This window comes from Rathayibacter sp. AY1C5 (genome assembly GCF_002931705.1).
Classification (GTDB): domain Bacteria; phylum Actinomycetota; class Actinomycetes; order Actinomycetales; family Microbacteriaceae; genus Rathayibacter.
In genome coordinates this window covers 1-20,687 of sequence record NZ_PSWD01000015.1, presented here as the reverse complement: position 1 = coordinate 20,687, position 20,687 = coordinate 1, and the positions used below count along the sequence as shown (strand labels likewise).

Genomic DNA, 20,687 nt, shown 5'->3' with positions numbered 1-20,687 from the left:
CCGATGGGCTGGTTCTCCCGACTGTTCACGGGTGCCCCCGCGGCGCCGGAGGAGACCGCGCCCGCTCTGCCGAGCGTCCCGACGAGCGAGGACATCCTCGCGGCGCTCGACCGGGTCGGCACGCGGACGGAGGGCCGGGTGCCCGGCATCGTCGCGGCGCGCATCCAGCGGATCGACGAGACGGTCCGCGAGATGGTGCCCCGTCTCGACCGCCTCGGCGGGATGAGCCGGCAGGGCCACACCGTCGTCGCGACCGCGACCAGCTACCTCCCCGAGGCGGTGGAGGGTTACCTCCGCCTGCCGAGGGACTTCGCCGACCGCCGCGCCGTGCACAGGGGGAAGACCTCGCTGATGATCCTCTGCGACCAGCTCGACCTCCTCGGAGGCACGCTCGACCGCATCTCGGACGCCGTCTCGCGGCAGGACGCCTCGGCGCTGATCGCGCACGGGCAGTTCCTGGCCGAGAAGTTCACGGAGTCCTCGCTCTCCCCGAGCGGTCTCGACGCGCCTCCGCAGCCGGGAGCGCCGTCCGGATCCGGCTCGCTGACCCCGCCGAGCGCCTCGTGACCGCGCTCGCCCCAGCGCTGGACGCCCTCGTGCTCGCGGGGACGGCCGCCGGCCTCGACGCCGCGGCCGTCCGCGACGAGGGTGCGCGGCTGGCCGCCGCCGTCGCCGAGTCGATCCGCGGCGCCGGACAGGACTGGCTCGCCGCGACCGGCGCGACGGGCGGTCTGGAGGCGTTCTTCACCGCCGCCTCGAGCGGCCGGCGCTGGCGGTCGGGGCCGACCGATCAGCTGGCCGCCCTGGTCGGCGCGGGCTCGCACCACTCCTCCGCCTACGCCCGCGCCCTGACCGAGGTCGTCTCGGCGGCCAGCGCTCTCGGCGACCCGGGCATCGGCGGCATCGCCTCCGCCTCCGCGACCGCCGCGGCCCAGCTCTCCGCCGTCCCGGGCGCCCGGGGCGCCGCTCCGACGACGAGCGGAGGAGTACCGCACACGACCGGCCGGACGCCGGACGGTGCCGCGAGCGCCGACCTGCCGACCGGTCTGCCCGCCGGCGTGCCCGGGGTCGACGAGATCCTCGAGCGCCTCCGCCGGACCGAGCACGACGGTCCGCAGGACGAGCCGGCGCCCGCCGCCGCTCCCGCCGCGGAGCCCGCCTCCGAGTCGGAGCCGCTCGACCCGCCGGAGTCCATCGACGACCTGCTCGCCGAGCTCGACGCGCTGATCGGCCTAGACCGGGTGAAGAGCGAGATCAAGCGGCAGACGCAGCTGCTCCGGATCGACACCCTGCGCCAGGCCGCCGGTCTCAGCACGCCCACGCTCACCCGCCACCTCGTCTTCACGGGGAACCCCGGCACGGGCAAGACGACGGTGGCGCGGCTGGTCTCGCGGATCTACCGCTCGCTCGGCATCCTCTCGAAGGGCGTGCTCGTCGAGGTCGACCGATCGGAGCTGGTGGCCGGCTACCTCGGGCAGACCGCGACGAAGACCGCGGAGGTGATCGCCTCCGCGCGCGGCGGCGTCCTCTTCATCGACGAGGCCTACGCGCTCGCGCTCGACCAGTACGGCGCGGAGGCGGTCACCACCCTCGTGAAGGACATGGAGGACCACCGCGGCGACCTCGTCGTGATCGTCGCCGGCTACTCCGGGCCGATGCAGGGCTTCCTCGACACGAACCCGGGACTCGCCAGCCGCTTCTCGACCACGATCGACTTCGCCGACTACTCCGACGACGAGCTCTCGGCGATCTTCGGCCGCCTCGCCGCCTCCGCGGACTTCGAGCCGACGGAGGAGGCGCTCGCCGCGTTCGCGGGCCTCGCCTCGGCGCAGCAGCGCACGGAGGCGTTCGGCAACGGGCGCTGGGTCCGCAACGTCCTCGACGCGGCGATCGCCCGGCACGCCTGGCGCCTCCGCGACGTGGAGGAGCCGACGCTCGACGAGCTGCGCATCCTGCTCCCCGAGGACGTGGTGGAGAGCCCCGAAGCCTCGAGCAGCCCGGACGGAGCCGGCGACGACGACGAGGGCGCGGTCGACGGCTCTGAGGAGGCCTTCGGGCAGGCGGACGCCGCCCCGAGCGGCGCGGCCGTCGCCGTCACCGACGACTCCGAGGAGGAGAGCCGTTGAGCACCGCACCCGCCGCGCCGCCCGCGCAGAGGATCCCCGAGCCGCCCCTCGTCCAGGTCGCCAACCGGCCGGCGCAGCGGAAGCCGTCGCTGCTGGCCCGCGCGACCGCGACCACTCCGGCCACCCTGCGCCTCCTGCTCGCCCTGACGGCGCTGGCGGCCGTGCTGTTCGGCGTGTTCGCGCAGCAGGCAGGAGCGATGCAGGCGCGCGCCGCGACCACGGCCCGGGAGCAGTCGGCGCAGCTGCTCGGCGTGCAGAACGTCCGCACGCTGCTGGTGGACGCCAACGCGATCGCGGCCAACACCTTCCTCGTCGGCGGACTGGAGCCGACCGAGCTGCGGGCGTCGTACGTCTCGAGCCTCACCGGCGCCGCCTCCGCGATCGCCGGACTCTCGGCCGCCGACTCGGCGGACACCCGGGCCCTCGCCCGGGTCGCCAGCAGCATCACGACCTACAGCGGGCTGATCGAGCAGGCGCGGGCCAACAACCGGCAGGGCTTCCCCGTCGCCTCGGCGTATCTCGACCAGGCGTCGACGGCCCTCTCGGGAGACGGCGGCATCCTCGAGGACCTCGACGGGCTCGTCGACTCCGGTGCCGACCGGGTCGCGGCCGCCTACGACGCCGTCCGCTGGAGCGTCCTGCTCATGATCGGCTCGCTCGTGATGCTGGTCCTCCTCCTGGCGGCGCAGCTCTGGCTCGCCCGCCGCACGCACCGCTACCTCAACCGCCCTCTCGCCACGGGGACCGCCCTCCTGCTTGTCGTCGGCGTCGGCGGGGCGCTCGCCTACGGATCGGTCGCGGCGGACGCGGGGACGGCGCGGGTCGAGTCCTACCGCGAGGCGCTCACCGTGTCGAACGCGCTCATCGCCGCGAGCGACGCCAAGTCGCTCGAGAGCTTCACGCTGATCAAGCGCGGCTCCGGCGCCGCCCTCGAGGAGCGCTACACCCAGGCCGTCGACTCCGCCCGGGAGAAGCTCTCGGGCGACCTGCAGGACGAGCTGGCGAGGACACGGCTCGTCGACGAGTTCGGGCAGTGGCAGTCGTTCCACGAGGAGATCCGCGCCGCGGACGACGCCGGGAACTGGGACCAGGCCGTCCGCGTCGCCACGATCACCGGGAACGGCACGCCGAACGACCTCTTCACGACCTTCTCCGACGACGCCCGCGACGTGGTGCAGGAGAAGGCCCTGGCCGCCGCCACCACGCTCGACAGAGGCGCGGAGTTCGCGACCCTCGTCTCGTGGATCCTGCTGGCGGCCGGTCTCGCCGGAGCCGTGTTCGCCTGGCGCGGCATCGCCCAGCGACTGGAGGAGTACCGATGAACCGCCTGCGCGCCGCCGCCCTCGCCCTGGCCACCGCCGCGGCTCTCGCCCTCACCGGCTGCACGACGGGGGCGGACGACCTCGGCACGCCCCTCGCCGCGGCGACCCCGACTCCGACGGCGAGCGCGTCCGCTCCCGCCGCTCCTGCCGCGGCGGACTGCTCGCCCTCGGCGGTCACCTCCTACGCGCCGACCGGCGTGACCGACAGCACCAGGCTCGCGGAGATCCGCGGGCGCGGGACCCTGCGCGTCGGCGTCTCGGCCGACACCCTCCTGATGAGCGCTCGCAACCCGATCACGGGGGCGATCGAGGGCTTCGACGTCGACATCGCCCGCGAGGTCGCCCGGGCGATCCTCGGCAGCGACTCCATCGACTACGTCGTGATCACCTCCGCTCAGCGCCTCCCCGCGCTCACCGGCGGCGACGGCGCCCCGCAGGTCGACATGGTGGCTCGCACCCTCACGATGACCTGCGATCGCTGGAGCTCGATCGCCTTCTCGTCCGAGTACTACGACGCCGGCCTCAAGGTGCTCGTCTCCGACGACCCCGACGGCGTCCCGATCACGGGCATCGGCGACCTCGACGGCGAGAGGGTCTGCGCGCCCAGCGGCACCACGACGCTCAGCCGCCTGCAGAACGACTACCCGGAGGTCGAGGCCGTCGAGGCCGCCACGCACTCGCAGTGCCTCGCCCTCTTCCAGGCAGGAGAGGTCGACGCCATCGCGGGCGACGACACGATCCTCGCGGGCTTCGTGGCGCAGGACCCTTACGCGAAGGTCGTCGGCGACGCCCTGAGCTCGGAGCCCTACGGCCTCGGCCTGCCCGCCGACGACCCCGACTTCGTGCGCTTCGTCAACGCCTCGCTCGAGAGCATCCGCAGCGACGGCCGCTGGCAGAGCATCTACGAGCGCTGGCTCGGGGTCCTCGGCGAGGCCTCGCCGCCGGCCCCGGTGTACGGCCGATGAGCACCGGTCTCGCGGAGGGGACCCCCGTCGCTCCGGGCCGGCTGGGGGAGGCCGCGCCGCAGCGCGAGCTCTTCGAGTACCTCGCCGCTCTCACCCGCTGGCTCCAGCGGACCACGCGCGAGCTCTCGCGGCTGGACGCCGCCGCGCTGGCGTCGCCGCAGGCCGAGAACTACACGGCCGACGTGGTGCTCGCCCAGTCGCTCCGCGAGTCCGTCACCCGGCGCCTCGCCGAGCTCGAGGCGGTCTGGGACTCCGGCCGCGTCGACGTCGTGGCGCGCGAGCGGATGTCGCAGCTGATCTGGGGCCGTCTCGACGCCTCCGGGAGCGGCGCGGTCTCGCTGGTGGAGGCGGTGCGCCTCTGCGACGCGGTCGTCGGCCAGCTGCGCTCCCGGCTCGAGCTCGACCCCAGCGGCACCGACGTCGCCGGGCGGATCGTGGGGGTGCGCGCCGAGATCGAGCGCTGCCGCGACCTCACCCGTGACGGCGGCGGCACGGTCGACCGCGAGCGGGCGGAGCGGGTCGCCGTGCTGCGCTCCCGCCTCGACGCGCTCGCCGAGCGGGCGGGTCGGGGAGCCGACGTGTCGGGGCCGCTCGGCCAGCTCGAGAGCGACTCCGCCCGGCTCGAGCGCGACCTGATCATCGCCGCGTCCGAGCGGCGCGGACTCGAGCGCGACCGCCGTCGGGCGCGCGAGCTGGCGGAGGCGGCCGAGCGCCGCGAGGCGCCGCTGCGCGAGCTCGTGGCCCGCTGCCGCCGCGAGATCGCCGACCCGCCGCGGCTGGCCGTGCCCGACGTCTCCCGGCTGGGCGATCCTCCGTCCGACCGCGAGGCGCTCGACGCGCACCTCGCCCGGCTCACCGCCGTCGGCCGCGCGTTCGACGCGGTCGAGGCCGCCTACACCTCGCCGCTGCGCGAACGGGCCGCCCTCGGCTTCCGCCTCCGGGCGCTGCGGGAGCGTGCCGAGGGCAACGGCCGCGCTGCCACCGCCGTCGGCGTCGCGGCCGAGGAGGAGGTGCGCGCAGCCCTCGACACGGTGCCGTGCTCCGTCCCGCTCGCCCGCCACCTGGTCGAGCAGTACGACGTCGTCACCCGCGACCTCCCGCACCCCGACCCCGCGCACCACCGGAAGGCCACCCCATGAACGGCGCCCCCTGCACCGCGACTCCCGGCTGCACCGGGACGATCGAGGACGGCTACTGCAACGTCTGCGGCCTCCCGCCCGAGGAGGGCGCCGCCGCCTCCACGCCGACCGCGCGCCGCGCCGCTCCGGCCTCCCCGCCGGCCACCGCCTCCGCCGCCTTCGGCACCGGCTTCGTCGAGGGCACCCCCGGCGCCACGGCACCCGGGCCCGCGGAGGAGTCGGCCACCGCGCGCAGCACGCGCACCTCCTCCGCCCGCCTCGCCACCGCCGCCCTCGGCTCCGCCCGCACGGCGCAGACCGGCTCGAAGGTCACCCGCCGCGTCGGCACCACCTCGACCCGACTGCGCGGCCCGAGGCTCGGCGCCGGGCTCACCACCGTCCCGTCCCGCCCGGCCGCCGACCCGATGGCCGCTCTGATGACCGAGGCGGTCCTCCCCGAGCGCAAGCGCTTCTGCTCGCACTGCGGCACGGCCGTCGGCCGCGGGCGCGACGGTCGGCCCGGCCGCACCGAGGGGTTCTGCCCCAACTGCCGCACGCCGTTCTCGTTCACTCCGCAGCTGGTGAAGGGTGACGTCGTCGGCGGCCAGTACGAGGTCGTCGGCTGCCTGGCCTACGGCGGCCTCGGCTGGATCTACCTCGCGCGCGACCGGAACGTCTCGGGGCGCTGGGTGGTGCTCAAGGGCCTGCTCAACTCCGGCGACCCCGATGCGTACGCGGCGGCCGTCACCGAGCGCCGGTTCCTGGCCGAGGTCGAGCACCCGCTGATCGTCGAGATCTACAACTTCGTCCTGCACGACGGCGCCGGCTACATCGTGATGGAGTACGTCGGCGGGCCGAGCCTCAAGCAGATCCTGAAGGAGCGGCTGGACGCCAACGGCGGCGCCGCGGATCCGCTGCCGGTGGACCAGGCGCTCGCCTTCGTGCTCGAGGTCATGCCCGCCTTCGCCTACCTGCACGACCACGGCCTGCTCTACTGCGACTTCAAGCCGGACAACATGATCCAGGTGGGCGACCAGGTCAAGCTGATCGACCTCGGCGGAGTGCGCCGGATCGACGACGAGGACTCCGCCATCTACGGCACCGTCGGCTACCAGGCTCCGGAGGTCGCCGACCTCGGTCCCTCGGTCGCCTCCGACGTCTACACGATCGGCCGCACGCTGGCCTCGCTGGTGCTCGACTTCCGCGGCAACCAGACGACCTTCGTCGCCTCGCTGCCGCCGGTGTCGGAGACGCCGCTGTTCCAGCGCTACGACTCCTTCTACCGCCTGATCGCGAAGGCATGCGCTCCCGACCCGCAGGACCGCTTCGCCACGGTGGACGAGATGCGCGGCCAGCTGCTCGGGGTGCTGCGCGAGGTCGTCGCGACCGACCGCGGTCCCGGACACCCCGCGCTGCACTCGACGGAGTCGGCCCTGTTCGAGGCGCCCGTGGCCGACGTGGTCGACCGCGTCCCGCCGTGGGACGCGCTGCCGGCGCTCCGCCGCGACGAGTCCGATCCCGCCCGGTCGTGGCTCGCGGGCGTGAACGTCGCCGACCCGATCGTGCGCCTGCGCGCTCTCGCGCTCGCGCCCACCGTGACGGTCGAGGTGCGGCTCGCCCGCGCCCGGGCGGCGATCGAGGCGCAGCGCTGGGAGGAGGCGGCCCGCGCGACGGGCGAGATCCTCACGGAGGACCCGTGGGAGTGGCGGGCGGTCTGGATGAGCGGCCTCGCCCAGCTCGCGCGCGGCGACGACATCGGGGCCCGCGCCTCCTTCAACACCGTCTACGGGCAGGTCCCCGGCGAGCTCGCCCCGAAGCTCGCGCTCGCCGCGGCGTGCGAGGCGAGCGGCGAGCCCGAGGTCGCCGAGTCCCTCTACGTGATCTGCGCCCGCGCCGACGCGAACTACACGGCACCCGCCGCCTTCGGTCTCGCCCGGGTGCGGCAGCTGCGCTCCGACCTCGACGGGGCGCTCGACGCGCTCGACATCGTCGCGCCCACGCGCTCCTCCTACTCCGACGCGCGCCGCCGCCGGGCGGAGCTGCTGGCGGAGTCGGGCCGCGGGCTGCCCGCGCTCTCGGCCGCCCTCGCGAGCGTCGACTCCGTGTCGATCGACCAGCGGACCCGCCTCGAGCTCACGACCCAGGTCCTCGCCTCCGCCCTCGAGCTGGTGCGGCGCGACGGCCCGGCCGAGGGAGCGACCCTCGGCGGGGTCGAGGCGAACGAGGCCGCCATCCGCGACGGCCTCGAGGCCTCCTACCGCGCGCTCGCCGCCTCCACTCGCGAGCGCGACGAGCGCCTGCGCCTCGTCGACCGGGCCAACGAGGTCCGACGCTGGACGCTGACATGAGCGGCGCGCTGTCGACTCCCTGCCCGAACTGCGGCGAGCCGGTCACGACCGGCGACGCGTTCTGCGAGGCCTGCGGGACGCCGCTGATCGTCGCGGCCACCCCCTCCGCTCCGCCCGTCGCCGTCGGAGGATCCGCCGCCTGCGTCTACTGCGGGGGAGCGGTCGCCGAGGACGGCTACTGCGAGCAGTGCGGACGCCCCGCTCCGACCGAGCGCGAGCACTGGGCCGAAGCGCCGCACCCGCTGGTCGGCGGCGTCTGCGACCGCGGGCTCCGGCACCCGGCCAACGAGGACGCGATGGCGCTCGGGGCGACCACCGGCGCCGATGGCTCTCTGAGGACGGCGCTGCTGGTGGTCTGCGACGGGGTCTCCTCGACCCCCGACTCCGACAAGGCGTCGCTCGCCGCGGCCCGTGCGGCACTCAGCGCGCTGCAGGCCGAGGTCGGCGGGGAGAGCACGGGAGCGGACCGCTGGCGCGCGCTGCTGCAGATGGCCACCGCGCGCGCCTCCGGAGCGATCGACGCGGCCGTGCCCGAGAAGCGGTCGAATCCGCCCTCGTGCACCTTCACCGCGGCGGTGCTGGACGGCGCGCTGCTCGTCACGGGCAACGTGGGCGACAGCCGCAGCTACTGGATGCCGGACGCGGGCGAGCCGCGGCAGCTCACGGTCGACGATTCGTGGGCGCAGGAGCAGATCGCCTCGGGAGTGCCGCGGGAGCAGGCCGAGACGGCGCCCGACGCTCACGCCATCACCCGCTGGCTCGGCGCCGACGCGCACGACGAGGAGCCGCGGGTCGCCTCCGAGGAGCTGAACGAGCCGGGCTGGGTGCTGGTCTGCTCCGACGGGCTGTGGAACTACGCGTCCGCCGCCGAGGACCTCGCGCGCGTGCTCCGCGACGCGCAGGAGCGGGTGGGCGCGGATCCGGTCACGCTCGCGGAGGCGCTGGTCGCCTGGGCGAACGAGCGCGGCGGGCACGACAACATCACGGCCGCACTGGCGCGGTTCGACCCGGCGGGTGCGGCGGAGGCAGCGGATGCAGCGTCCGCTGCCGCGGTGCACGGTGAGGAGACCGGCGCAGCCGAGCAGGATGCTGCCGACTCCGGTGCCGATCCCGACGGTGCGGAGCCGGACGCTGCCGACACCGGCGCCGCCGACCTCGGCGCTGCGGATCCCAGCGCTGCGGGCCCGAGCGCGGCCGACCCCGACCCGGCCACCCCGTCGCCCGACGCCGACGCCTCCCGTCCCGCCGACTGAGCGCGCCGATCCGTCCAGATCACCCCTCCACCGCTGGACGGATCGGCACCCCCGCGGCCGTGGTCACGCCCCTACAGTCGTCGCCATGAGCATCGTCGAGCCCGCCACCGCCCTGTCCGTCGTCGGCCACTGGATCGATGGGGCTCCCTCGGCCTCCTCGTCCGGCCGCACCGCTCCCGTCTACGACCCGGCGCTGGGAGTCGCGACCAAGGAGGTCGCGCTCGCCGACTCCGCCGAGGTGGACGCCGCCGTCGCCTCCGCGAAGGCCGCCTTCCCCGCCTGGCGCGACACGTCGCTCGCGAAGCGGCAGCAGATCGTCTTCCGCTTCCGCGAGCTCCTCGAGGCGAAGAAGCAGGAGCTCGCCGAGCTGATCACGTCGGAGCACGGCAAGGTCGTCTCGGACGCGCTCGGCGAGATCACCCGAGGCCAGGAGGTCGTGGAGTTCGCGACCGGTCTCGCGCACCACCTCAAGGGCGAGTACTCGGAGCAGGTCTCCACCGGCGTCGACGTCTACTCGACCAAGCAGCCGCTGGGTGTGGTCGGGATCATCTCCCCCTTCAACTTCCCCGCGATGGTGCCGATGTGGTTCTTCCCCATCGCCATCGCCGCCGGCAACACCGTCGTGGTGAAGCCCTCCGAGAAGGACCCGTCCCCGGCGATCTGGCTCGGCGCCCTCTGGAAGGAGGCCGGCCTCCCCGACGGCGTCTACACGGTGCTCAACGGCGACAAGCAGGCCGTCGACGGGCTGCTCGAGCACCCCGACGTCCGCTCGATCTCGTTCGTCGGCTCGACCCCGATCGCGCAGTACGTCTACGAGACGGGCACCCGCCTCGGCAAGCGCGTCCAGGCCCTCGGTGGGGCGAAGAACCACATGCTGGTGCTCCCCGACGCGGACCTCGACCTCGTCGCCGACTCCGCCATCAACGCCGGTTTCGGCTCGGCGGGCGAGCGGTGCATGGCGATCTCGGTCGTCGTCGCGGTCGAGCCCGTCGCCGACGAGCTGATCGCGAAGATCCAGGAGCGGGCCGCGACCCTGCGCACCGGCGACGGACGCCGCGGCTGCGACATGGGTCCGCTGATCACCGAGGCGCACCGCGACAAGGTCGCCTCCTACATCGCGATCGCGGAGGAGGACGGCGCGGAGGTCGTGATCGACGGGCGCGGGATCGAGGTGGACGGCGACGCGAACGGCTTCTGGCTGGGCCCGACCCTGATCGACAAGGTCCCCACCACCTCCCGCGCCTACACGGAGGAGATCTTCGGACCGGTGCTGTCCATCGTCCGCGTCGCCTCCTACGAGGAGGGCGTCGCCCTGATCAACAACGGCGCGTTCGGCAACGGCACCGCGATCTTCACCAACGACGGAGGAGCGGCCCGCCGCTTCCAGAACGAGGTCGAGGTCGGCATGATCGGCATCAACGTCCCCATCCCCGTCCCCGTCGCCACGTTCTCCTTCGGCGGCTGGAAGGCGTCCCTCTTCGGCGACACCAAGGCCCACGGAGCAGAAGGCGTCCGCTTCTTCACCCAGCAGAAGGCCATCACCAGCCGCTGGCTCGACCCCTCCCACGGCGGCATCAACCTCGGGTTCCCGCAGCATTCCTAGGCTCTCTCCTCCTTCGTCGTCGATCGCCTGCGGTCGGCTGGGGAGGGTGGTTCCGTTCTCGAGGGCGTCGTGCGTACCGCGCACGTCGATCCGCTGGAACGCGGATCGCCGGTTGCGCTCCGCGCCGGCGGGAAGCGCTCGGTCGACCGGAGAGGCTCCTGAGCACGGCTGAGCGCAACCGGCGATCCGCGTGGGAGCGGATCGTCGTGCGCGGTACGCGACCCGCTCTTCCCATCGTTCCCGCGTTCTGAGGCCGACCGCGGCCGACCGACGACGCCAGGAGGAGAGAGGCTTTTGAGCACCGCGCAACCGGCGATCCGCGTGGGAGCGGATCGTCGTGCGCGGTACGCAACCCGCTCTGCGGAACGCGACCACCCTCCCCGGCCGACCGCGGCCGACCGACGACGAAGGAGGAGAGAGGCTATGAGTGGAGCCGCAGCGCCGTCCAGAGCTCGGTGCGGGCGGAGACGTCGTCGAGGTCGAGGCCGAGGGCGCGCTCGACGGCGGTGATGCGGTTGCGGAGGGTGTGACGGTGCACGCCGAGGTCGCGGGCGGCGGGCTCCCAGGCGCCGTTGCGGCGGAGCCAGACGCGGGCGCTCTCGAGCAGCACGCCTCCCTCGGGGGTCAGCAGCGGTGCGAGCATCCGGCGGGCGAGCGGTGCTGCTCCGGCGGCGGCGAGGAACCCGATCATCCCCTCGGCGGCGACGTCCTCGAAGCGGACCACCGTCCTGTCTCCTGTCCGCTCGGCGGCGCGCCGCGCCTCCTCGAGGCCCCGGTCCAGGTCGGACCAGCCGATCGGGGCGGAGGCGCCGGCGCTCGCGCCGTGCCGCTCCAGCACGGCGGTCAGCGGCCCGAGTCCGTCGGCGGCGGCCACGGCGACGAGCGAGCCGTCCCTCTCGGCGAAGAACAGGCGCGCGCCGTCCTCCTCCGCCACGACCTCCAGCTCGTCGAGGAGCGAGTCGCCGTGCACGGGCGTGCTCAGCACGACCACCCGCACGGGCTCGGCGGGCAGCGGGCTCCCCAGGCGCCGTGCGGTGCTCTCGGCGACGTCGAAGGCTCCCGCGGCCAGCAGCTCGAGCAGTCCGGAGCGCAGCTGCCGGCGGGAGGAGTCCAGCGCGCGCCGCTGCTCCAGCGCGATGCTCGCCAGGGCGATGACGCTCGCGACGAGGTCGCTGCCCGCCGGGTCCAGCGGCGTGCCCGTCCCCACGGCGAGCACCCCGCGCAGGTGGTCGCGGCGCCCGATCGTCTGCAGCGTCACCCCGCCGCCGTCGTCGAGCCGGAGTCCCGCTCGGCTGCCGCGGGTCAGCGCGTGCCTCGCGGCCGCGGCGACCGCCTCCTCCGCCGGCACGTCGAGCCGGGTGGGCAGGTGCACCCTCTGCCCGGCCGCGTCGTAGAGGGCGACCCAGCAGTCCAGCTGCCGCTCCAGCTCGGTGAGGATCGCCGCGAGCCCGTCCGGCCGCAGCGCCGCGCGGGCGACCCGCCGCTGCGCCTCGAGCGACCACTCCAGCCGCTCGCGCTGCTCCCGCGAGATCACGTCGGCGACGAACCGGATGATCCCCATGAACGGAGTCAGGTCCGCCACCTCCAGCAGCGGCAGGCCCTGGCGGTCGCACGCCGTGACGAGAGCGGCGGGCACCTCGTCGTGCACGATGCGGGTGGCGAAGCCGAGCGCGCGGATGCCGCGTCCGCGCAGCCGGGCGACGTACTCCTCCGAGAACTCGGCGCTGTCGTGCCCGGTGAAGTGGACGCCGTCGGTCAGCAGCAGCTGGCCCGACTCGAGCCAGGGCGTCGGATCGACGAGGTCCGAGGAGTGCGCCCACACCAGAGGGGCGTCGAGGTCGGCCTCGTCGTGGACGCCGGCGAGCACGCGGAGGCAGAAGGCCGGTTCGGCCAGCAGATCGCGGACGGTCGCGGGCATGCGCGGCTCCCTTCGACGTTCCGTCCATCGTAGGGTCCGCGGATCGACGGATCCGCACGCCCGCTTCCGAGGCGCGCGCGGCACGATGGGGAGCATGACGTCCTCGACCGCCCCCACCGTCCGCGACAACGCCTCGGTCACCGCCGCCGACCGGTCCCGCGTGTTCCACTCCTGGTCGGCGCAGGGCGCGCTGAACCCGCTGCCGATCGCGGGCGGTCTCGGCGCCGAGGTCTGGGACGTCGACGGCACCCGCTACCTCGACTTCTCGAGCCAGCTCGTGAACGTCACCATCGGCTACCAGCACCCGAAGGTCGTCGCCGCGATCCAGGAGCAGGCGGGCGTCCTCACCACCGTCGGCCCCGCCTACGCGAACGAGACCCGCGCCGAGGCGGCCCGACTGATCACCGAGCGGGCGCCCGAGGGCATGGAGAAGGTCTTCTTCACCAACGGCGGCGCGGATGCGAACGAGAACGCGATCCGCATGGCGCGGCTGTTCACCGGCCGCGACAAGGTCGTCTCGCTGTACCGCTCGTACCACGGCAACACGGGAGCGGCGATCGTCTCGACCGGCGACTGGCGCCGCATTCCGAACGAGTACTCCCGCGGGCACGTGCACGCCTTCGGGCCCTACCTGTACCGCAGCGAGTTCTGGGCCGAGACCCTCGAGCAGGAGTGCGAGCGCGCCCTCCACCACCTCGAGCGCGTCGTGCAGGCGGAGGGGCCGGAGTCGATCGCCGCGTTCCTCCTCGAGACCATCCCCGGCACCGCCGGCGTGCTCACCCCGCCGCCCGGCTACCTCGCGGGTGTCCGCGAGATCGCCGACCGGTACGGCATTCAGCTGATCCTCGACGAGGTCATGGCGGGCTTCGGGCGCACGGGGGAGTGGTTCGCCTTCGACGCCTTCGACGTGCGCCCCGACCTGATCACCTTCGCGAAGGGCGTCAACTCCGGCTACGTCCCGATCGGCGGCGTCGTCATCTCGGATCCGATCGCCCACCACTTCGACGAGCGCGTCTTCCCCGGCGGCCTCACCTACTCGGGCCACCCGCTCGCCGCGGCCAGCGTCGTCGCGACGCTCGAGGCGATGGAGGAGGAGGGGATCGTCGACAACGCGCGCACCATCGGCTCGGAGCACCTGGCCCCCGGCCTGGCGGCGCTCGAGGCGAAGCACGACCTGATCGGCGAGGTCCGGGGCTCCGGAGTGTTCTGGGCCCTGGAGCTGGTCACCGACCGGGCCGCGCGCACCCCGCTGCCGGCGGCCTCCGTCGCCCGCCTCAAGACCGACCTGCTGTCGCGCGGCCTCCTGCCCTTCACCGCCGACAACCGGATCCACGTGGTCCCGCCGGCCGTCATCACCCCCGCCGAGGTCGCCCGCGGCCTCGGCATCCTCGACGACGCCCTCACCGCCTTCAGCGGCTGACCGCACTCCGTTCCGCAGGCGGCGGCGTCCTCGCGAGGCGTGTCCGGGGATCCGCGTTCCAGCGGATCCCCGTCGCCGTGCGCGACCCGCTCCTTGGGACCCGGCCCCGCGCTGGAGCCGACTGCGGGATGCCGCGAAGGGAGCGGCGTCTTCGCGAGGCGTATCCGGGGATCCGCGTTCCAGCGGATCCGCGTCGCCGTGCGCATCCCGCTCCTCGGGACCAGGCCCCGCGCTGGAGCCGACTGCGGGATGCCGCGAAGGCAGCGGCGCCCTCGCGAGGCGTATCCGGGGATCCGCGTTCCAGCGGATCCGCGTCGCCGTGCGCATCCCGCTCCTCGGGACCCGGCAGCGCGCTCGAGCCGACTGCGGGACGCCGCGCGGGGAGCGGCGTCCTCGCGAGGCGTATCCGGGGATCCGCGTTCCAGCGGATCCGCGTCGCCGTGCGCGACCCGCTCCTCGGGACCCAGCCCCGCGCTCGAGCCGACTGCGGGACGCCGCGCGGGGAGCGGCGTCCTAACCAGCACTGTGCAAGGCGAACGCCGTCACGAACCCGAGCACCGCGTACAGCCCGGTGAGCACGTCGTCGCGGTCGAACGCCTCGGGGATCATCGTGTTCGAGATCATGGCGAGGATCGCGCCGGCGGCGACGGTCGTCACGAAGGCCACGACCGCGCCCGGTGCGGTGGCGAAGACCAGGAAGCCGACCAGCGCTGCGGCGGCCGAGATCGCGGCGATCCCGCCCCAGACGGTGAAGACGTAGCGGGCGGAGCGGCCGTCGGCTTTCATGCCGACCGTCGAGGACAGGCCCTCGGGGAGGTTCGAGATCGCGACCGCGGCGACGATGGGCACGCTGATCGCCGCTCCCGCTCCGCCCTGGGCGACTGAGAGGCCGAGCACGATCGATTCTGGGACCCCGTCGATCAGGGCGCCGGCCGCGATGGCCGCGCCTCCTCCTCCGCCCGACCCCTTCGCGCTCTTGCGGTTCCCCGCGCCGGCGCGGGTGAGCAGCGCGTCCGCGCCGACGAAGACGACGGCTCCCGCGAGCGTGCCGAGGATCGTCGGGAGCAGTCCTCCGTCGTCCGCCGCCTCCTGCACGAGCTCGTAGGCGAGCGCCGAGATCAGCACCCCTGCTCCGAACGCGGAGATCGCGGCGGTGAGCTTCGGGGGCACGCGCACGAACCAGGCGAGCGCGGCGCCGATCAGGAGGGTGGCGCCGCCGATGGCGCCGCTGGCGAGGGCGAGGGTCCAGGGAGGCACGGCTCCACCCTGGCACCGGCGGTGTCCGGCCGCGGCGGGCTTGACGGGGGCGCTCCGGCGGCGCTCGACCCGCCTCCGCCCGCCCCGACAGCTGTCGTGCAGGCGTCGGGCCGCGATGCCCGGCCGATCCTCGGCGATGGAGGGCCGCTCGGGCCGGGCGTCCCCGTAAACTGCCGGAATGGCGGAGTTCAGCGCGAGTGTTTTCCAGAACGAGTTCCTCTCGGACGGCGCCACCGACGTGCACGCCATCGTCACGGTGACCGCGTCCGGCACGGGGGTCGCCGGGTCCGACGGGGCCGCGGCCGAGATCATCATCGTCGACTGCTCCGGATCGATGACCGGCGAGAACATGACGGCCGCGAAGCGCGCCGCCGCCGTGGCCGTCGACCAGATCCTGGACGGCACCTTCTTCGCCGTCGTGGCCGGATCCGAGCGCGCCGACCGCGCCTTCCCGTACCCCAACGCCACCGTCTCGATGGTGCGGATGGAGCCGGGGGCGCGGGCCGCGGCGAAGGAGGCGATCGGCTACCTCCAGGCCGACGGCGGCACCGCGATGGGCACCTGGCTGACCCTCGCCCGCCAGCTGTTCGCGACCGTGCCGGAGGCGACGCAGAGGCACGCGATCCTCCTCACCGACGGCAAGAACGAGCACGAGTCGCGGATGCAGCTGGACGCGGCGATCCGCGCGGCGTCGGGCGACTTCCAGTGCGACGTGCGCGGCGTCGGCTCCCGCTGGATCGTCGAGGAGGCGCGCACCATCGCGAGCGCCCTGCTGGGCACCGTGGGCCTGATCGCGAACCCGGCCGACATGGCTGCCGACTTCGAGTCGCTGATGCGGGCGTCGATGGGCCGGGGAGTCGCCAACGGCGAGCTCCGCGTCTGGACTCCGCAGGGCGCGCAGCTGCTCTTCGTCCGCCAGGTCGCTCCGAACCTCGAGGACCTCAGCTCCCGGCGGAACGCCGTGAACCCGCTCACCGGCGCCTACCCGACCGGCGCCTGGGGCGACGAGTCGCGGGAGTACCACGTGGCGGTCCGGGTCGCGTCGAAGCCGGTCGGCTCGGAGCAGCTCGCCGCGCGGGTGCAGCTCAGCGTGCGCGACGAGGTGGTCGCCTCCGCCCTGGTGAAGGCGCGCTGGACGGACGACTCCGCCCTGACCGCCCGCATCGACCCCGCCGTCGCCCACTACACCGGCCAGACCGAGCTCGCCTCCGCGATCCAGGACGGGCTCGCGGCCAAGGCGCGGGGCGACGAGGCGACCGCCACGGTCAAGCTCGGGCGGGCGGTGCAGCTCGCCTCCGTCACCGGGAACGACGAGGCGACCGCGAAGCTGCGGAAGGTCGTCGAGATCGACAACCCGAACGAGGGCACCGTGCGGCTCAAGCGCGGCGTGGACCGCCTCGACGAGATGGCGCTGGACACCGCGTCGACCAAGACCACGCGGGTGCGCAAGTGAGCTTCCGCTGCCCCGAGGGGCACACCTCGCAGTCCGGCGACTACTGCGACGTCTGCGGGGCGCCCATCGGTGCCGCTGCGGCCCCGTCGCCCGCTCCCGCCGCGCCGACCACCGCGATCCCGACCGGTCCCTCGGTCTGCCCGCACTGCTCGTTCCCCAACGAGCCCGGCGCCCTGTTCTGCGAGAACTGCGGCTACGACTTCACGACCGGCTCCCTCCCCGAGGCCGATCCGTTCACCTCCTCCGGCGCCGTCCGCGCTCCGGGCGAGGTCGGCGGCTCCGCGACGCCGTCGGGGGACCCGGCCCAGCACCTGGGCGAGGCGCCCGCGCCGCAGGCCGATCCCGCGGCTCCGACCGAGCTGGTCCCGGAGCAAGAGGCCGGCTTCGACACCCCCGTCGCGACCGCGCCGCCCGCAGCTCCGCCGACCGAGGTGATCCCGGAGGCCCCTGCACCCGAGGCCGCAGCCCCCGACGCGGCACCCGGGGCCTCAGCGTCGGAGGAGGAGGCCGCGTCCGCGCCTGCCACCGGCTCCGCCCGCCCCGCCTCCGCTTCCGCGGACCCGGACCGCCCGTGGATCGCCGAGCTCTGGGTCGACCCGGAGTGGTACGCCGAGCAGCGCGCTGACGACCCGATGCCCTCGCCCGGCCCGCCCGCGACCGTCGTCCTCCGCGAGCGCACCCTGCTCGTCGGCCGCCCGTCCGTCTCCCGCGGCATCTCGCCGCAGGTGGACTGCGGCTCCGACTCCGGTGTTTCGCGGCGCCACTGCCAGCTGAGCACCGACGGCTACCGCTGGTGGGTCGAGGATCTGCAGTCGGCGAACGGCACGTACCTCGCCCCGGCCGGGGCTCCGCTCCCGCAGTCGCCGATCGCCGCCGGTCAGCGCCGCGAGGTCGAGGAGGGCGATCGGATCTACGTGGGCGCCTGGACGCGGATCGTGCTCCGTCCCGCGTTCCCCGGCGAGGCCTAGGGCCCCGCGCCCGGTCGGTCAGCGACCGGCGAGCGCTCCGAGCATCCACGACAGCGCCGCGATCGCGCCGACGCCGACCACGCTCGAGCCGATGATCACGGAGCGCCGGATCCGTGCCGCGCGCGAGTCCGAGGCGGTCGGCGCGCCCGAAGCCGAGCCCGTCGTCATCCCGCCGCGGAGCCGGTGCGCGACCTCGTCGGCGGTCGGCCGCTTCTCCGGGTCCCTCTGTGTCATCGAGGTCAGCAGCGCCCGCCACTCCGCCGGCAGGGCGTCGGGCACGGAGGGGCTGCGGTGGAGGCGGGCGATCGCCGCCTCGAGGACGGTGCCCGAGTACTCCCGGTGACCGGTGATCGCCTCGAGGAGGACCAGGCCGAGGGAGAAGACGTCGCTCGCTCCGCTGATCGGCTCGCCCGCGACCTGCTCCGGGCTGACGAAGCTCGCGGTGCCGATCACGACGCCGTCGCTGGTGAGGCGGGAGCCGTCCATGAAGTGGGCCACGCCGAAGTCGGTGAGCTTGGCGGTGCGGGTGTAGCCGCTGGAGGCGACCTCGCTGACCAGGATGTTCGCGGGCTTCACGTCGCGGTGCACGACGCCGCGCTCGTGCAGGTAGGCCAGGGCCTCCGCGAGCTGTGTGCCGATCGCCGCGACCTCCGCCGCCGGGAGGGGGCCGGACTCGAGCCGCGCCTCCATCGTGGGGTCGGCGACGAGCTCCATCACGACGTAGCGGCGGACCTCGCCGCCGAAGTTGTGCAGCCCCGCGTCGAAGAGGTTGACGATGCCGGGGTGGGCGAAGGAGCTCAGCATCCGCACCTCGCGCTCCTGGCGGGCCACGTCCTCGGGGTTCGAGGCCTCCGCGCGGAACACCTTCACGGCGACCTCGCGCTGCACGGTCTCGTCGCGGGCCCGGTAGACCGAGCCCATCCCGCCGGAGCCGATGCGCTCGATCAGGTAGTAGCGGCCGGCCACCTTCTGCTGGGCGGCGTTCGCGGCGACGGTACTCATGGCGATCCCGCCTTCCGCTCGAACGGTGCGCTCCGGAGCGCACGAGGTGGGCGCCTGCGACGACGGTACCGCGGGGCGGCGCCGGCCGGGTCGGCGGAACGGGGGGATTGACACTCCCGGCCCCGGACGGGGGGACGAATGGCCGCTCAGTGCACCGATCGGCATCCCCCGCCGCGGGGTCAGCGGAGGCCGCTGCGCGCGAAGCCCTGCACGAAGTAGCGCTGGAACACCAGGAACAGCACCACCATCGGCACGACGTTCACCAGGGCGAACGCCATGGTCGCTCCGTAGTCGCTGCCGAACTGCCCCTGGAGGAAGAGCAGCCCGATCGGGAGCGTGAACAGCGCGTTCTCCTTCAGGGCGATGAGCGGCCAGGCGAAGTCGTTCCAGGAGCCGAGCAGCGACATGAAGAAGAGCACGGCGATGAGCGGCTTCGAGAGGGGGAGGACGATGGCCGTGAACACGCGGAAGTGCCCGGCGCCGTCGATCCGGGCCGCCTCGATCAGGTCCCGCGGGATCGCGAGGATGAACTGCCGCGCCAGGAACAGCCCGAACGCCGACGCCGCCGTCGGCAGGATCACCGCCCAGTAGCTCCCGTAGAGGCCGAGGTCGGTGACGAGCCGGAACAGCGCCACCATGATCACCTGCACGGGCAGGGTGAGCGTCGACAGGGCCAGGAGGAAGAGCACTCCGGATCCGCGGAACCGCAGCTGCGCGAAGGCGTAGCCGCCGAGCAGGTTGATCGTCACGGTGATCAGCGCGGTGACCAGGCTGATCGCGAGGGAGTTGCCGAACCAGGTCGCCACGGGGAACGACGAGAACACGCGCTCGAAGTTCACCAGCGTCAGCTCGCGCGGCCAGAGGCGGAGGGTGCCGCCGAGCAGCTCGGACCGCGAGGAGAACGCGACGACGACCATCCAGTACAGCGGGAAGACGATGACCACCGAGACACCGAGGGCGAGGGCGAGGCGGAGCAGGCGCGAGGTGCGCGACGTGCGGATCATTCGACGAGGTCCCTCGAGCGGTTGGTGCGCCACTGCACCGCGGTGAAGATCATGGTCAGGATCAGCAGCACGATGCCGATGGCCGCGGCGTAGCCCTGGTCGCGGGTGACGAACCCGGTGTCGTAGGCGTAGGTCACGAGCACCGAGGTCGCGTTCTGCGGTCCGCCGCCGGTGAGCACGAAGACGATGTCGAACACCTGGAACGAGTAGATGACGTTGAGGATGAGCAGGAAGAACGACGACGGGCCGACCAGCGGCAGCGTCACGTGGCGGAACTGCTGCCACGCGTTCGCTCCGTCGAGCCGGGCCGCCTCGTAGAGCGCCGGGTTCACCCCCTGCAGCCCCGCCAGGTAGATCAGCATGTTGAAGCCGGTGCGCCACCACAGGGTGACGAGCACCACGGAGGCGAAGGCCGCCGCTCCGCCGGACTGCCAGGCGATGCGGGGGAGGCCGATCGTCTGGAGCATGCCGTCGAGCACGCCGCTGTTCTCGTCGAAGATCAGCACGCCCATCAGCGCCGTCGCCACGCCGGAGACCGCCATCGGCAGGATGAGGATGCTGCGGAACACCGGACGCGCGGGCAGCACCGAGTTCATCAGCACCGCCGCGCCGAGGCCCAGCGCCATCGAGAGCGGGGTCACGATCAGGGTGAACAGCGCCGTGTTCAGCGTCGAGCGCCAGAAGAGGCCGTCGCCGAGCAGCCGCGCGTAGTTGTCGAGCCCGACGAAGACGCCGTCGCCGAAGCCGTTCGTGCGCTGGAAGCCGATCAGGAACGCGCCGCCCAGGGGGACGAACACGAACAGGCCGAGCATCAGCAGGTTCGGCGCGAGACGGCGGCCGCCTACGCGTTCCTCGCGCCGAACCTGCCCATGCTCGGCCCCTTCCTGTTCGCCCCCCCCGGCGGCGCGTTCCTGATCGGCTTCCCGCGCC

The 20,687-nt window shown here is 73.9% G+C and carries 16 protein-coding genes; 11 read left to right on the top strand and 5 right to left on the bottom strand.

Going from position 1 to position 20,687, the window contains the following annotated elements:
- Positions 1-3: 3 nt before the first annotated feature.
- The 8 genes from C5C57_RS11465 (at position 4) to C5C57_RS11430 (ending at position 10,735) form a co-directional block, all read left to right on the top strand.
- Positions 4-567 carry a hypothetical protein gene (locus C5C57_RS11465; protein ID WP_104223834.1) on the top strand — a complete coding sequence of 188 codons (564 nt, stop codon included), beginning with the start codon at positions 4-6 and terminating at the stop codon, positions 565-567.
- Positions 564-2,126 (top strand): AAA family ATPase, encoded by a 1,563-nt coding sequence (locus C5C57_RS11460; protein ID WP_104246880.1) that lies wholly within the window; start codon positions 564-566, stop codon positions 2,124-2,126. The genes C5C57_RS11465 and C5C57_RS11460 overlap by 4 nt, the downstream gene beginning before the upstream one ends.
- Positions 2,123-3,448 carry a hypothetical protein gene (locus C5C57_RS11455; protein ID WP_104223835.1) on the top strand — a complete coding sequence of 442 codons (1,326 nt, stop codon included), beginning with the start codon at positions 2,123-2,125 and terminating at the stop codon, positions 3,446-3,448. Before C5C57_RS11460 ends, C5C57_RS11455 begins: the two co-directional genes overlap by 4 nt.
- Positions 3,445-4,413, top strand: coding sequence for a glutamate ABC transporter substrate-binding protein (locus C5C57_RS11450; RefSeq protein ID WP_104233136.1), 969 nt, complete (start codon positions 3,445-3,447; stop codon positions 4,411-4,413). Before C5C57_RS11455 ends, C5C57_RS11450 begins: the two co-directional genes overlap by 4 nt.
- Positions 4,410-5,552: a hypothetical protein gene (locus C5C57_RS11445; RefSeq protein WP_104226189.1), complete on the top strand. Its 1,143-nt coding sequence runs from the start codon at positions 4,410-4,412 to the stop codon at positions 5,550-5,552. The genes C5C57_RS11450 and C5C57_RS11445 overlap by 4 nt, the downstream gene beginning before the upstream one ends.
- Positions 5,549-7,879 carry a serine/threonine-protein kinase gene (locus tag C5C57_RS11440; RefSeq protein ID WP_104223838.1) on the top strand — a complete coding sequence of 777 codons (2,331 nt, stop codon included), beginning with the start codon at positions 5,549-5,551 and terminating at the stop codon, positions 7,877-7,879. The genes C5C57_RS11445 and C5C57_RS11440 overlap by 4 nt, the downstream gene beginning before the upstream one ends.
- Positions 7,876-9,132 carry a PP2C family serine/threonine-protein phosphatase gene (locus C5C57_RS11435; protein WP_104246879.1) on the top strand — a complete coding sequence of 419 codons (1,257 nt, stop codon included), beginning with the start codon at positions 7,876-7,878 and terminating at the stop codon, positions 9,130-9,132. The genes C5C57_RS11440 and C5C57_RS11435 overlap by 4 nt, the downstream gene beginning before the upstream one ends.
- A gap of 85 nt (positions 9,133-9,217) precedes the next feature.
- Complete coding sequence (locus tag C5C57_RS11430; RefSeq protein WP_104246878.1) at positions 9,218-10,735, top strand: CoA-acylating methylmalonate-semialdehyde dehydrogenase; 1,518 nt, start codon at positions 9,218-9,220, stop codon at positions 10,733-10,735.
- Between the two features lie 421 nt (positions 10,736-11,156).
- Here C5C57_RS11430 and C5C57_RS11425 read toward each other — a convergent pair whose 3' ends face one another.
- The gene (locus C5C57_RS11425) at positions 11,157-12,653 is read right to left on the bottom strand and encodes a PucR family transcriptional regulator (protein WP_181027113.1); all 1,497 of its coding nucleotides are present in this window, start codon (positions 12,651-12,653) and stop codon (positions 11,157-11,159) included.
- 94 nt (positions 12,654-12,747) lie between these two features.
- Between C5C57_RS11425 and C5C57_RS11420 the strand changes: the two genes are divergently transcribed.
- Positions 12,748-14,073 carry an aspartate aminotransferase family protein gene (locus tag C5C57_RS11420; protein WP_104246876.1) on the top strand — a complete coding sequence of 442 codons (1,326 nt, stop codon included), beginning with the start codon at positions 12,748-12,750 and terminating at the stop codon, positions 14,071-14,073.
- A gap of 513 nt (positions 14,074-14,586) precedes the next feature.
- On the opposite strand, the gene C5C57_RS11415 is transcribed toward C5C57_RS11420, so the two are convergent.
- Complete coding sequence (locus tag C5C57_RS11415; RefSeq protein ID WP_104223842.1) at positions 14,587-15,330, bottom strand: ZIP family metal transporter; 744 nt, start codon at positions 15,328-15,330, stop codon at positions 14,587-14,589.
- A 178-nt stretch (positions 15,331-15,508) separates the two neighbouring features.
- Here C5C57_RS11415 and C5C57_RS11410 point away from each other — a divergent pair, with 178 nt between their 5' ends.
- On the top strand, positions 15,509-16,783 hold the full coding sequence (locus C5C57_RS11410; protein ID WP_104238603.1) for a VWA domain-containing protein: 1,275 nt from the start codon (positions 15,509-15,511) through the stop codon (positions 16,781-16,783).
- Entirely contained in the window at positions 16,780-17,751 is a 972-nt protein-coding gene (locus tag C5C57_RS11405) for an FHA domain-containing protein (RefSeq protein WP_104246875.1), read from the top strand. The genes C5C57_RS11410 and C5C57_RS11405 overlap by 4 nt, the downstream gene beginning before the upstream one ends.
- 18 nt (positions 17,752-17,769) lie before the next feature.
- Here the strand turns inward: C5C57_RS11405 and C5C57_RS11400 are convergent, their stop codons facing one another.
- The 3 genes from C5C57_RS11400 to C5C57_RS11390 all read right to left on the bottom strand — a co-directional run bounded on the left by C5C57_RS11400 (position 17,770) and on the right by C5C57_RS11390 (position 20,569).
- On the bottom strand, positions 17,770-18,753 hold the full coding sequence (locus C5C57_RS11400; RefSeq protein WP_181027112.1) for a serine/threonine-protein kinase: 984 nt from the start codon (positions 18,751-18,753) through the stop codon (positions 17,770-17,772).
- Between the two features lie 179 nt (positions 18,754-18,932).
- Positions 18,933-19,757: a carbohydrate ABC transporter permease gene (locus C5C57_RS11395; RefSeq protein ID WP_104223846.1), complete on the bottom strand. Its 825-nt coding sequence runs from the start codon at positions 19,755-19,757 to the stop codon at positions 18,933-18,935.
- Entirely contained in the window at positions 19,754-20,569 is an 816-nt protein-coding gene (locus C5C57_RS11390; RefSeq protein WP_104233170.1) for a carbohydrate ABC transporter permease, read from the bottom strand. The genes C5C57_RS11395 and C5C57_RS11390 overlap by 4 nt, the downstream gene beginning before the upstream one ends.
- Positions 20,570-20,687: the final 118 nt, after the last annotated feature.